The sequence below is a fragment of the Aeromonas aquatica genome (assembly GCF_000764655.1).
In the GTDB taxonomy this organism is placed as follows: Bacteria; Pseudomonadota; Gammaproteobacteria; order Enterobacterales; family Aeromonadaceae; genus Aeromonas; species Aeromonas aquatica.
In genome coordinates, this window is sequence record NZ_JRGL01000005.1 from 1 (window position 1) to 13,175 (window position 13,175).

The following is a 13,175-nucleotide window of genomic DNA, read 5'->3' on the forward strand; positions in this document are numbered from 1 at the left end:
ACACCGACCGCATCGGTTCTGACGCTTACAACCAGAAGCTGTCCGAAGCCCGTGCCCGTACCGTTGCCAACTTCCTGGTCAGCAAGGGTATGGCTGCCAGCAAGGTTGCCATCGAAGGTCGTGGCGAAGCCAACCCTGTCACCGGCACCAAGTGCAACGGCGTCAAGGCCAAGAACGAGCTGATCTCCTGCCTGGCCCCGGACCGTCGTGTAGAAGTCCGCATCTCCGGCGTACAGGAAGTTCAGCAGTAATCTGACTCGGTTCAGATAATGCGAAAAGGGGGATGCCACGGCATCCCCCTTTTGTTGTCTGCTCTTTGCGATCTGCTGGCCCCACTGGCGTCATCTTCTGTCTCACCGCCTCCTTTTCATCTTCCCGCCCCCGACACTCTCCCCCTCAGGCCCCAGGCCCGTCGCTGCTTATCTGTGCAGAAACTTGATCAAGCTGAGTCAAAAGAATACAGTAGCCACGCTTGTAAGACATTGGATGAACTATTAAAAGTGCTTAATTGCCCGGTTAGTTGTCCATGAAGCAACGGCTTCATGAGAATCCAGGTTACCATCCATTTTTTATTCAAGCCGCCCGTGACTCACTCACGGACTCGCAACATGAAATGTCATCTGCGATCGGTATAACAAGAGAGTGCAGTACGCCCTAGCACGGCAACTCAACGAGGATAAAATGATGAAAATGAAAATGGCACCAACCCTGATTGCTCTGGCTATTGCAGCCATGGGAACTTCCACCGCCCAGGCGGCCGACGACTGGTACACAGGTATGGGTGCCGGTTGGGCATATGGCCATGATCTGGACTCCTTCGGTCTGGATGCCGACAAGGATGCCACCGCGCTGTCCCTGTTCGGTGGTTACAACTTCACCGAAAACTTCGCCGCCGAGCTGGGTTACCTCTACGCCGGCAAAGGCGGCGTCGACGGGGTCGACTTCAAGACCCAGGGTGCGACCCTGTCCGGTATCGCCCGTCTGCCGCTGGGTGACATCTTCTCCGTGTTTGCCGAAGGTGGCGCCTATTTCAACCACGTCAACGGCAACGGCGACAGCGACAACGGCACCTCGCCGCTGGCCGGCCTGGGTCTGACCGCCAAGCTCTCCGACCTCATCGATGTACAGGCCCGTTACCGCTATATGTGGGATCTGGGTGATGATCAGAAGACTTGGCAAACCGACATGAGCGTCGCGACCCTGGAACTGGTGATGCACCCGAACCGCACCTCCTATGTCGCACCGGTCGTCGCCCCCGTGGTCGCCGAACCGGCTCCCGTCGTGGTCGACAAGAACTTCTCCCTGAGCTCGGACGTGCTGTTTGCCTTCGGCAAATCTACCCTGAAGCCGGAAGGGACCGCCGCCCTCAACACCCTGTATCAGCAGATTGTTGACGTTCAGCCGAAAGATGGCAGCGCCGTGGTGGTGGGTTACACCGACCGCATCGGTTCCGACGCCTACAACCTGAAGCTATCCGAAGCGCGTGCCCGCACCGTGGCCGACTTCCTGGTCGGCAAAGGCCTGCCGGCTGGCAAGGTCGCCATCGAGGGTCGTGGCGAAGCCAATCCTGTCACCGGCACCCAGTGTGATGGCGTCAAGGGCAAGGCTCAGCTGATCTCCTGCCTGGCCCCGGATCGTCGCGTCGAAGTACGCGTCACCGGTGTACAGGAAGTCCAGCAATAAGCTGATCAACTCGCATCCAACAAAGGGGCCACTCGGCCCCTTTTTTTATCGCCCTTTTTCCCCGCCATCCGCACAGGCCAGGATGTCATCTTTGCCTGCTTCCTCACAAATTCCCTATATGCCCTCGTCACTTAAGTGGTTAAACCTCTTATATCGCCTATACATAATGGTGGCTATACATAGCAAAGGGCTGGGAGCCCTATAACACCCAACATCGACGAGGAAACGCGATGAACATAAGACTGAAACCCGTGTGGATTGCATTGGCATTGGCGACGACCGCCACCCAGGCGGCGCCCGTTCACGACTGGTATGTCGGGGCAGGGGCGGGCTGGGCATGGGCCCACGACCTCGATGACTTCAGCAAGGACGCCAGCAACGATGACACCGCCTACAACGCCTTCGCTGGCTATAACTTCACCGAAAACCTGGGCGCCGAACTGGGCTATCTGTCCGGCGGCGAATGGGATATCAATGGGGACAAATTCAGCAACCAGGGGGCAACCCTGTCGATCCTGGGCCGACTGCCCTTGAACGACATCTTCTCGGTGTTCGCCGAGGGTGGCGGCTATCTCTACCACGTCAAGTCAATCAACGGCAGCGAGGACAACCTGGCGCCGCTGGCCGGGCTTGGCATGACCGCCAGGCTGACCGACTGGATCGACATCCAGGCCCGCTATCGCTATATGGTGCGGGTGGGCGATGACTCGGACAACGACAAGGTGGGCAGCGGCACCCAGCGCTGGGTCAGCGACATCAGCACCGCCACCTTAGAGCTGGTGCTGCACCCCAACCGCACCGTCGCCGCGGCCGTGGTCGCCGCCCCCATAGTGGTGCCGCCCCCGGCTCCGGCACCCGTGGATCAGACCTTCAACCTGAGTTCGGACGTGCTGTTTGCCTTCGGCAAGGCGGAGCTCAAGCCGGAGGGTATGGCCGCGCTGGAGGATCTGTATCAACAGATCGCCGACGTCAAACCCAAGGATGGCAACGCCGTGGTGATGGGTTACACCGACCGCATCGGCTCGGATACCAACAACCAGGCACTGTCCGAGGCCCGTGCCAGCACGGTCGCGAACTTCCTGATTGGCAAGGGGCTGCCCGCCGACAAGGTCAGCATCGAGGGGCATGGCGAGAGCAACCCTGTGACCGGCAACCAGTGTGACGCCGTTAAGGCGAAAGCCGCCCTCATCGACTGCCTGGCTCCGGATCGCCGGGTCGAGGTACGGGTCACGGGTGTCCACGCCCCCGCCGCCGAACCCGCGGCCACGGAGCCGGCGGCCGAACAACCGGCACAATAAGGGCCACACCGGCCTCACCCACTTCTGCCGTGCACAAAAAAGGGATGCCTGCGCATCCCTTTTGCTTTTTGTCTCTGCCCTCTTAGAAGGAGGTGCGACGATAGCGCCGGTATTCCGGCCGCCAGAAGTTCGCCTCTATGGCCTGATCGATCACCTCATCCGGCGTCTGAACTGCCTTGCCCTGCAGCATGGCGGTCTTGGCCACCATCTTGGCGATGTAGCGGGAGACCTGATGGATATCCGCCAGATCCGGCAGCAAGGAGCCATCCTCCCCCTTCACTAGCGGCGAGCACTCCGCCAGCGCCCGGCTGGCCGACATCAGCATGGCATCGGTCACCCGGGTAGCGCCGGAGGCGATGACGCCGAGCCCGATCCCCGGGAAGATGAAGGAGTTGTTGCACTGGGCGATGACGTAGCGCTTGCCCTTGTGCTCCACCGGCGCGAAGGGGCTGCCGGTCGCGACCAGCACCTGGCCGTCGGTCCAGCGAATGAGATCCGCCGGGGTGGCCTCCACCCGGGAGGTGGGGTTGGAGAGCGGGAAGATGATGGGACGAGCACAGTGTTTGTGCATGGTCTTGACCACCTCTTCGGTGAACAGACCCGGTTGGCCCGACACGCCGATCAGGATATCGGGACGACCGTGCTCCATCACCTCCAGCAGGGAGATGTTGTCCCCTACCGGCCAGTCGGCAATGCGCTCCACCGGTTGGGAGAGCTTGCGCTGGAACGGGAGCTGGTTCGGGATCTTGTCGGTGATGAGGCCGAACCTGTCCACCATGAACACCCGGCCACGGGCCTCGGCGTCCGTCAGCCCTTCGGCCTTCATCTGCGCCACTATCTGCTCGGCGATGCCACAACCGGCGCTACCGGCGCCGAGGAAGGCGACCCGTTTCTCGGAGAGCTTGGCGCCGGAGGCCTTGCAGGCGGCGATGAGGCTGCCGAGGGTGACCGCGGCCGTGCCCTGGATGTCGTCGTTGAAGCAGCACAGCTCGTTCTTGTAGCGGTTGAGCAGCGGCGTGGCGTTGCCCTGGGCGAAGTCCTCGAACTGCAACAGAATATCGGGCCAGCGGCGCTTGACCGCCTGGATGAAGGCGTCGACGAAGTCGTCATACTCCTCCCCCGAGATACGCGGATTGCGCCAGCCCATGTAGAAGGGATCGCTCAGCAACTGCTGGTTGTTGGTGCCCACATCCAGCACCACCGGCAGGCAGTAGGCGGGGGAGATGCCGCCACAGGCGGTGTAGAGCGACAGCTTGCCGATGGGGATACCCATGCCGCCGATGCCCTGATCGCCCAGGCCCAAAATCCGCTCGCCGTCGGTCACGACGATGACCTTGACGTTCTGCTTGGTGGCGTTTTGCAGCATGTCATCGATCCTGTCCTTGTCCGGATAGGAGATGAACAGGCCGCGGGCACGGCGGTAGATGTTGGAGAACTCCTCGCACGCCTTGCCGACGGTCGGGGTGTAGATGACCGGCAGCATCTCGGTCAGGTGGTTGGTCAGCAGACGGTAGAACAGGGTTTCGTTGGTATCCTGGATGTTGCGCAGATAGATGTGTCTGTCCATGTCGTTGCCAAACGCCATGAACTGGCGGTAGGCCCGCACGGCCTGCTCTTCGATGGTCTCGATATTCTGGGGCAACAGGCCTTCCAGATTGAAGCTGCTGCGCTCCTCGCTGGTGAAGGCGCTGCCCTTGTTGAGCAGGGGCGTCTCCAGCAGGGCCGGGCCGGCGTAGGGAATGTAGAGAGGACGTTTCTGATTATTATCTTCTTCAAACATGGATCTGTACCTTGACTGTGTGGCCCGCCGATCCTATGGGCTTGGGCCATTAATTTCAAAGAGTTTGCACATCCGTTGCAAAAGGTTTGCGACCCAGGCGACGAAAGGTGCCGGGGGTCTGACCAGTGAGGCGGCGAAAACGGTTCGCAAAGTTCGCCCCATCGCTGTAACCGACCCGGCTGGCGAGCTCGCTCAAGGGCCAGTTGGTGTAGAGCAGGAGTTGGCGCGCCTTGTTCATCCGAAGCCCGGTGAGCCAGGCCATGGGACCCATGCCGAATGCCTGCCGGCAGAGGCGATGCAGATGCGGCACCGAGCAGGCCATCTGGTCGGCCAGCAGGGCCGCGCTCCAGGGCTCGTCCAGGCGCGCCTCCACCCGTCGAAACAGCGCCTGCAGCCGCAGCTCCGGGGTGCCGCGTGCCTCCCCCTGCAAGGTTCTGTCCAGCAGCGCCAGCAGCAGGCTGAGCAGTTGGGGCTGCAGCGGGGAGCGTACGCCCTCCCCCTGCATCAGGCTGAGCAGATGATAGAGCTGCTCCCCCTCCTCCCCCTGCCAGATGCGGTGGCCAAGCCGGTGCAGATGGCGCCAGCGCGGCACGTCGTCCAGCAGGATCCAGCTGGTCTGCCAATGCTCCCCGGCGAGGCGCAACCCGCCCGGCACGGCGGCGGGCAGGAACACCAGGGCCCCCGCCGGTATGAGCTGCTCCCCTTCGTCGGTGAGCAGGACGCCGCCCTCGTCGTGGCTCACCATCAGGATGTGAAACTCGGGTCTGTTGCGGCGGATCAGGTAGTGATCCCGGATCTGGGAGAGACCGGTCAGGAAGATGCCCGCCTCGCCGAGCAGGGGCAGCCCCTCGCGCCCCAGCATCCGCTCATCGCAGCCGGGGGCGATTTCCAAACATTCGCTGGTAAAGCTCATGGCTCCTCAACAGGATAGTTTTGCACAATAAAGCCGAGAGTCGCTCACAGTGGGTCAGCCCGGGCTCACGCCTATCATACCCTCGAAATGTGTCATCTTTTACCAACCCGGTTAACAGATATGAATTATTGGCAAGCGATTTTAAAACAAACCACCGACCGCGAGTTCATGACCCGGTTGTGGCGGCTGGCCCTGCCGGTCTCGCTGCAATCCATGATGTTCTCCCTGCTCGGTCTCATCGACATCATGATGGTGAGCCAGCTTGGTACCACTGAGGTGGCGGCGGTCGGCTTGGGTAACCGGGTCTTCTTCTTCAACCTGCTGGTGATAGCGGGGCTCTCGGGCGGGGTCTCGGTGTTGGCGGCGCAATTTTACGGCCGGGGGGATCTGGCCGGGGTGCGCCGCTCCCTGGCGCTGGCGCTGGTGGGCGCCCTGCTGGTGAGCCTGCCCTTTGCGCTCATCTATGTGTTCTCGCCGGGCAGCGTGCTGGGCTTTGCCAGCCAGGATCCTGTGTTGCGCCCGCTTGCCGACGAGTTTTTGATGATCACCGGCGCTACCATCCTCTGCACCGCCGTGGTGGTGCCGCTGGAGGCGGCCCTGCGCTCCGTGGGCAACGCCGTGGCGCCGACCCGGATCGGCATCATTGCCATCATCGCCAACGTCATCCTCAACTATGCCCTCATCTTCGGCAACCTGGGCTTCGAGGCCATGGGGGTCGCGGGCTCGGCCTGGGGCACTACTCTGGCCCGCCTGCTGCAGACCGCGCTCTTGTTGCTCTATGTGCTGCGCCAGGAGCCCCGGCTGGTGCCGCGCAGGCTGGACTGGCTGGCGGCCTTCAAACGCAAGGAGGTGGTGCGCTTCACCCTGATCGCCCTGCCGCTGCTGTTGCACGACGGGCTCTGGGCCTTCGGCATGCTGCTCTACGGCTTCCTCTACGCCCATCTCGGCACCGATTCCCTGGCCATCATGACCACGCTCGGCACCCTGGAGAGCATCCTCATCTCCCTGTTCTTCGGGCTGGCGGTGGCCTGCTCCACCCTGCTCGGTCACCGGCTCGGGGCCGAGGAATATGATGCCGCCTGGCAACACTCCCAGCTGTTCCTGCTGCTCGCCCCGGTCGGCGCCATGCTGGTGGGGCTGGTGGTCTGGTTGCTGCAGGCCAATCTGCTGCAGTGGGTGGGCAACCTGCCCCCCGAGCTGATGGGGGAGGCGGGTCAGGTGCTTGCCATCATGTGCCTCGGCATGTTGCTCAAGGTGTTCAACATGGTGGGCATAGTCGGGGTACTGCGCTCAGGGGGGGACGTGAACTACAGCATCTTCATCGACATAGTCGCTATGTGGTGCATAGGCCTGCCGCTCGCCTGGGCGGCGGTCAGCCTGCTGGGCTGGCCCCTCTCCTGGGTGGTGGCGGTGGTGTTGCTGGAGGAGCTGTGCAAGGTGCTGCTGGTGCAGCGCCGCATTCGCCAGCGCCGCTGGCTCAAAAATCTGGTGATGGGCTGATGGGATGGGGCAAAAAACGGGGTCATATCAATGACAGAAAATCCCCCTTTGCAGTATGCTTGGCCCCTCTTCAATCAGCGACGGGGGCATCCCTGTCAGTAGTCGTTTAAGGAGACGAGCATGCAACCAGAAAAAGAGCTGATCACCGAGACTGCCCTGCTGGAGATGGCCAACAAGATCATCAAGGAGCACGAGGACTTCATCCACGGCATGCGTGCCGACGCCGTGGAGCAGAAGGGGGAGATCCTGGTGTTCAAGGGGGAATACTTCCTCGGCGAAGACGGTACCCCGACCGGCAAGACCATGGCGGTGTTCAACATGTTCAAGCTGCTGGCCCAGCAGCTGTCAGGCAAGTATCGTCTGGCGTAAACGCCAGCACTGCTTGCCAAGATGCCACCCCTGAGGTGGCATCTCTCTTTCTGGCTGCGAGCAGGCGGCGAGCCGCCCATCAGGATGCCGCCCCTCAGGCAGCGTCGGTGTTGGCCGGCTTGGGCGGGAGCTCGTTGTCCCCCGCCACGCAGTTGCGCCCCGCCATCTTGGCCAGGTAGAGACACTCGTCGGCCCGATTGAACAGATCCTCTATGCTCTCGCCGCGCCGGGCCAGGGTCAGGCCTATGCTCACCGTCACCTCCAGCAGCTCATCAGAGGTGGGACTCTTCACCAGCCGCGCCTCCACCGCGATGCGCAGCCGCTCGGCGACCCGTTTCGCCTTGTTCAACTCGCCGCAGTTGGGCAGCAGGACGGCAAACTCTTCTCCGCCGTAGCGCCCGAGCACCATGCCGGGCTCCAGCTGCTCCGCCAGGGTCGCCGCCACCTCCTTGAGCACCGCATCCCCCGCCAGATGGCCGAAGTTATCGTTGATCCGCTTGAAGCGGTCCAGATCCAGCAACAAGACCGCAAAGGGTGCCTGCTTGCGGATCATGGTGACCCTGGCTTTTTCCAGCCGCTTCATCAGCAGGCGGCGGTTCATCATGCCTGTCAGCTCGTCGGTGGTGGACTCCCGATAGAGCTGCAACAGCATGTTGAGCTGACCGCACTGCACCCAGGCGCTGGCCACGGTGAACAACGCCAGCAGCCAGATCTGGTTGAGGGTCTGCAGGCTCCACAGTGACTGATCCTGCACCCACCAGTTGCCCGCCAGCATGGTGACCAAAATGCCGCCTGCCAGTTGCAGACTAAGTGAGAGCGGGATGGGGAAGATGGCAAACAGGCTGATGAGCAGATAGGGGAAGGCCAGATAACCCGCCTGCGGCTCCTGCTCCGCCCCGAAACTGCCCAGGCAGACGAGGGAGAACAGCACCATCACCGCCATCAGATAGCCGAGCGCCAGCTTCATCCGTTCGCGCTTGAAGTGGATGAGATAGGAGAAGGGGATAAGCGGGGAGAGAGCCAGCAAACAGAAAATGCGCGCCTTGAGCAGGACGTCAAATTGGGCGCCGGGCAGGGTCAGCCAATCGACCAGCGCCCAGGCGGGGAGGCCTATCATCAGCAGACAGGTCAGCAGCCGCAGCCGCACCGTCATGAAACCCATGCGGGTCAGGGTAAAATCTTCGGAGTGAGCCCTGGCACTCCAAAACTCCGACAGCTTCAGCATCCAGAGTCTCCACATAACAATTGAGGGCTCATTCTACACCGCCACTACAGAGATGCATCAGCACTCGCCCCATTAAAAACGAGAAGGGCCTCACACAAACCGGCGGATCATAATCGCCACACGCAAACGTTTCAACCCATCGAGAAATAAACATGATCCTGCTCAATTAGCGCTGGTCAGCCTCATTTCAGCCACTACAATAGCGCCCAATTTTCTCCCCCTCCCCTACAAAACTTGAGGTATCTATGGAACAGGCAGCCGTCGCGCGCCCCCCCGTCGCAGAGGCACATCCCCCGAGGCGACCCCACAGCGAACTGGTCTACGGCATAGAAGAGGTCCCGCCCCTGCCCCAGACTCTGTTCGCCGCCCTGCAGCATATGCTCGCCATGTTTGTCGCCATCATCACCCCGCCCCTCATCATCGCCAATGCCCTCGGCCTCCCCGCCGCCGACACCCGCTATATCGTCTCCATGTCCCTGGTCATGTCCGGCATCGCCTCCTTCATCCAGACCCGCCGCTTCGGCCCGCTCGGTTCCGGCCTGCTGTCGGTGCAGGGCACCAGCTTCAACTTCCTCGGTCCCATCATCGCCTCAGGCCTCGCCCTCAAGCAGGCGGCCATGCCCACCGAGGATCTGCTGGGTACCCTGTTCGGCACCATGCTGGCGGCGGCCCTCACCATCGTCGTGATGAGCCGCTTCCTGCACCTGGTCAAACGGATCATCACCCCGCTGGTGACCGGCATAGTGGTGCTGCTGATCGGCCTGACTCTGATCAAGGTCGGTCTCATCAGCATGGGAGGCGGCTACGGGGCGCTGGCCGACGGCAGCTTCGCGAGCCACAGCAACCTCTTCCTCTCCCTGCTGGTGCTCGGCCTCATCGTGTTGCTGCAGCGCAGCCGCAACCCTTGGCTGCGCCTCTCCGCCATCATGCTCGCCATGCTGGTGGGCTATGGCGCCGCCCTGCTGCTGGGCAAGGTGAGCGCACCGACCTTCGAGGGCCCGCTGGTGATGGTGCCCATCCCGCTGCACTACGGCCTCGGCTTCGACTGGCAGCTGTTCGTGCCGCTGGCCATCATCTTCGTGGTGACGGCGCTGGAAGCCATCGGCGACATGACCGCCACCTCGGACATCTCCGGCGAGCCGCTGGACGGGCCCGTCTACATGGCGCGGATCAAGGGGGGCGTGCTGGCCGACGGCGTCAACTCCATGCTGGCGGCGGTCTTCTCCACCTTCCCCATGTCCACCTTCGCCCAGAACAACGGCGTCATCCAGCTGACCGGGGTGGCCAGCCGCCACGTCGGCCTCTTCATCGCCGCCATGCTGGCCCTGCTCGGCCTGTTCCCGGCGGTGGCGAGCCTGGTGCAGCAAATACCCGAGCCCGTGCTCGGCGGCGCGACTATCGTCATGTTCGGCACCATAGCCGCCGCCGGGGTGCGCATCATCTCCCGCGAGGAGCTCGACCGCCGCGCCCTGATGATACTGGCGGTGTCGCTCGCCATGGGACTGGGGGTGGCGCAGGTGCCAGAGGTGCTGCAACACCTGCCGGAGCTCGCCCGAAGCGTGCTCTCCTACGGCGTCGCCACCGGCGGCCTCACCGCCATCATCATGAATCTGCTGCTGCCCAAGCGCAGCCAGGCCCACGACTAACCTGCCCAACCAAAGCCCCGCCGTGCGGGGCTTTACCTCGCCTCCTGCCGCGAGTACTGTGCTTGGCAGCCTCTGCCCAAGGATGCCCTCATGCCCTATCGCCTGCTTTCCTCCCCCTCAGACACGCCCGATCAGACACTGGCCCAGGAGCAGCAGTGGCTGCGGGACTGTACCCGTGACGGTCTGGCCCGCGCCCACCTCTGGCAGGCGCCCCAGTGCCTCATCGTCACCCGCAAGGACATGCGGCTGCCCCGCTATCAGGCCGCCTGCGAGCAACTCGCCGCCGAGGGCTGGCCCGTCCATGTGCGCGACAGCGGCGGCACCGCCGTGCCCCACGGCGCCGGCATCCTCAATCTGTCGCTTATCCTGCCGCGCACCACCACGGATCTTGGCCACTACTACCAATTGCTGGGGGAGCCGCTGCTGACCCTGCTGGCGGATTATGGCCTGCAGGGCGGCTACGACTTCGTGCCCGGTTCGTTTTGCGACGGCCAGTACAATCTGGTGATCGGGGGTCGCAAGGTAACCGGTACCGCCCAGCGCTGGCTGGCGCCGGGCCAGGATCATCAGGGCGCCGTACTGGCCCAGGCCATGCTGCTGGTGGCGGGCGATGTAGATGAGGGCACCAGGATGGCGAGCCGCTTCTATGAGCTGGCGGGCGGAGAGCTGCGCTTCCTGCCCGGCACCTCCACCACGCTGGCACAGCAGATCGGTTGGCAGGGCAGTCCCGAGGAGCTGGTGGCGCAGGTCCGGCGGCGGCTGCAGGTGCTGCTGATCGGCGGCTAGGCCCCTGCCCTTCTCCAACGGGCAGGAGAGCTAACCACTAGGACGCCAACGAAAAAGCCACGACCGGGGTCGTGGCTTTGTCATTTCCTGCACGGAGCAAAGACAGGCTCAGGCCGTCTGCGGCTCGGGTTCTGACTCTGTATCCTGGTCCCGGCTGAAGCAATAGACCAGGGTCTCGGCTGTCACAGCATGGGATCCCAACAGAGACTCATGCCGTCTGGGGCTCGGACTCCGCATCCAGATCCCGGCTGAAGTAGGCGCGGGTCTCGGCGATCACCACGTGGCGCAGGCCGATGAGGCCAATGAGGTTCGGCACCGCCATCAGGCCGTTGACGATGTCGGCCAGCAGCCAAATCATGTCCAGATGGAGGAAGGCGCCACTCGCCACCAGCACCAGATAGATGAGGCGGTAGGGCTTGATGGCCTTGACCCCGAACAGGTACTCGGTGCAGCGCTCGCCGTAGTAGTTCCAGCCGAGAATGGTGGTGAAGGCGAAGAACAGCAGCCCTATGCTCACCAGATACTGGCCTATCTGCGCATCCAGTCCCTGGGCGAAGGCGGCGCTGGTCATGGCGGCACCGCTCAGGTCCCCGCTCCACACCCCTGTCACCACCAGGGTCAGGCCCGTCATGGTGCAGATGATAATGGTGTCGATGAAGGTGCCCGTCATGGAGACCAGCCCCTGCTCCACGCAGGAATCCGTCTTGGCCGCCGCCGCGGCTATGGGGGCCGAGCCCAGCCCCGACTCGTTGGAGAAGACACCGCGCGCCACCCCGGACTGGATCGCCAGCATGATACCGGCCCCGACGAAGCCGCCGGTGGCGGCATGGCCGGTAAAGGCGCTATTGATGACCAACATCACCGCCTCCGGCAAGGCGCCGGCGTTGTTCACCAGCACACCGCCACAGGCGAGGATGTAGAAGATGGCCATGAAGGGCACCACCTTGCTCGACACGCTGGAGATGGACTGAATGCCCCCCAGGGTCACCAGCGCCACGATCAGCGTCAGCACCACGGCGGTCGCCTCGCGGGGCACCGAGAAGGAGAGGCTCATGGCGTCGGAGATGGCGTTGACCTGGGGGAAGGTACCAATACCGAAGAAGGCCACCCCTATGCCGAACAGGGCGAACAGCTTGGCCAGCGGCTTGGAGCCGAGCCCCTTCTCCAGATAGTACATGGGGCCGCCCGCCATCTGGCCGTTGGCATCCTGCTCGCGATATTTGACCGCCAGCAGGCACTCGGCGTACTTGGTCGCCATGCCGAACAGGGCCGCCATCCACATCCAGAACAGGGCACCCGGGCCGCCGAGCTTGATGGCGGTGGCAACCCCGACGATGTTGCCGGTGCCTATGGTGGCGGAGAGCGCGGTGCAGAGCGCGGCGAAGCTGGAGACATCCCCCTGCTTGCCCTGGCCCTGATCGCGACCAAATACCAGTCGCAGGGCGAGCGGCAAGCGCACGACCTGAAGCAAACCCAGACGCAGGGTGAGATAGACACCGGTCCCGACCAGCAGGATCAGCAGGGGCGGACCCCAGATAAAGCTATCGATGGCGGTTAACGCCGATTGAATTGATGACATGCATCCTCCTTAAAAAACAACAATTAAGGAGGAGAAGGATGATCTTCCCATAGGTGTCGCGATCGCCAGAGGTGATCGGATGCGGGCCAAGAACGTGTTCACACTCTTACTGCGAGGCCGTGATCAAGGCTCATGCGCTGCTCGGAATCCTCACGTATGTCTATACGCTCCGGTTCCTGCGCTGCTCTTTACCTTGCTGACGACCTCTCGTTACAGATCGTGAACAGTTTCAAGCTCAGGTACAACCATCCCATCCCCTCTGTCCTTTTGCCTGAGAGTTTCCGACACCTGCCTGCGATGCAGTCATAGTGCCTTGCTCCTTCGGCGCCCGATCTAACGGGTCTCTCCAGAGTATCGTCCAGTAGCAGTCCACACCGGTTGCCCGGTACCTGAAAG

Annotated in this window: 11 protein-coding genes and 1 riboswitch; of the genes, 7 read left to right on the forward strand and 4 right to left on the reverse strand. The window is 62.8% G+C overall.

Translation table 11 applies throughout. The annotated features are described in order from the left end of the window. The 3 genes from LG30_RS0100020 to LG30_RS0100030 all read left to right on the forward strand — a co-directional run. Positions 1-251: OmpA family protein (locus LG30_RS0100020; protein ID WP_033128658.1), on the forward strand; the 251-nt coding region annotated here is incomplete at its 5' end. A 433-nt stretch (positions 252-684) separates the two neighbouring features. Then, a complete protein-coding gene (locus LG30_RS0100025) occupies positions 685-1,683 on the forward strand; it encodes a porin OmpA (protein WP_033128659.1) in 999 nt (332 codons plus the stop codon). Between the two features lie 230 nt (positions 1,684-1,913). Next, on the forward strand, positions 1,914-2,981 hold the full coding sequence (locus LG30_RS0100030; RefSeq protein WP_033128660.1) for an OmpA family protein: 1,068 nt from the start codon (positions 1,914-1,916) through the stop codon (positions 2,979-2,981). A gap of 82 nt (positions 2,982-3,063) precedes the next feature. Here LG30_RS0100030 and LG30_RS0100035 read toward each other — a convergent pair whose 3' ends face one another. Together LG30_RS0100035 and LG30_RS0100040 are read right to left on the reverse strand one after the other, a co-directional pair. Beyond that, positions 3,064-4,761, reverse strand: a complete 1,698-nt coding sequence (locus LG30_RS0100035) for an NAD-dependent malic enzyme (protein WP_033128661.1) — start codon at positions 4,759-4,761, stop codon at positions 3,064-3,066. Between the two features lie 55 nt (positions 4,762-4,816). Beyond that, positions 4,817-5,674 (reverse strand): helix-turn-helix transcriptional regulator, encoded by an 858-nt coding sequence (locus LG30_RS0100040; RefSeq protein WP_033128662.1) that lies wholly within the window; start codon positions 5,672-5,674, stop codon positions 4,817-4,819. 120 nt (positions 5,675-5,794) lie between these two features. Between LG30_RS0100040 and LG30_RS0100045 the strand changes: the two genes are divergently transcribed. Next, the gene (locus LG30_RS0100045) at positions 5,795-7,174 is read left to right on the forward strand and encodes an MATE family efflux transporter (protein WP_033128663.1); all 1,380 of its coding nucleotides are present in this window, start codon (positions 5,795-5,797) and stop codon (positions 7,172-7,174) included. Positions 7,175-7,294: 120 nt separating this feature from the next. Further along, positions 7,295-7,543, forward strand: a complete 249-nt coding sequence (locus LG30_RS0100050) for a DUF2498 family protein (protein WP_033128664.1) — start codon at positions 7,295-7,297, stop codon at positions 7,541-7,543. Between the two features lie 94 nt (positions 7,544-7,637). On the opposite strand, the gene LG30_RS0100055 is transcribed toward LG30_RS0100050, so the two are convergent. Further along, positions 7,638-8,768: a GGDEF domain-containing protein gene (locus LG30_RS0100055; protein ID WP_033128665.1), complete on the reverse strand. Its 1,131-nt coding sequence runs from the start codon at positions 8,766-8,768 to the stop codon at positions 7,638-7,640. A gap of 245 nt (positions 8,769-9,013) precedes the next feature. Between LG30_RS0100055 and LG30_RS0100060 the strand changes: the two genes are divergently transcribed. Continuing rightward, on the forward strand, positions 9,014-10,414 hold the full coding sequence (locus tag LG30_RS0100060; RefSeq protein WP_033128666.1) for a nucleobase:cation symporter-2 family protein: 1,401 nt from the start codon (positions 9,014-9,016) through the stop codon (positions 10,412-10,414). Positions 10,415-10,504: 90 nt separating this feature from the next. Then, a complete protein-coding gene (locus LG30_RS0100065) occupies positions 10,505-11,200 on the forward strand; it encodes a lipoyl protein ligase domain-containing protein (RefSeq protein ID WP_033128667.1) in 696 nt (231 codons plus the stop codon). A 208-nt stretch (positions 11,201-11,408) separates the two neighbouring features. On the opposite strand, the gene LG30_RS0100070 is transcribed toward LG30_RS0100065, so the two are convergent. Continuing rightward, a complete protein-coding gene (locus LG30_RS0100070) occupies positions 11,409-12,779 on the reverse strand; it encodes an alanine/glycine:cation symporter family protein (RefSeq protein ID WP_033128668.1) in 1,371 nt (456 codons plus the stop codon). A 249-nt stretch (positions 12,780-13,028) separates the two neighbouring features. Next, positions 13,029-13,139: riboswitch (glycine riboswitch) on the reverse strand. Between the last annotated feature and the right edge of the window lie 36 nt (positions 13,140-13,175).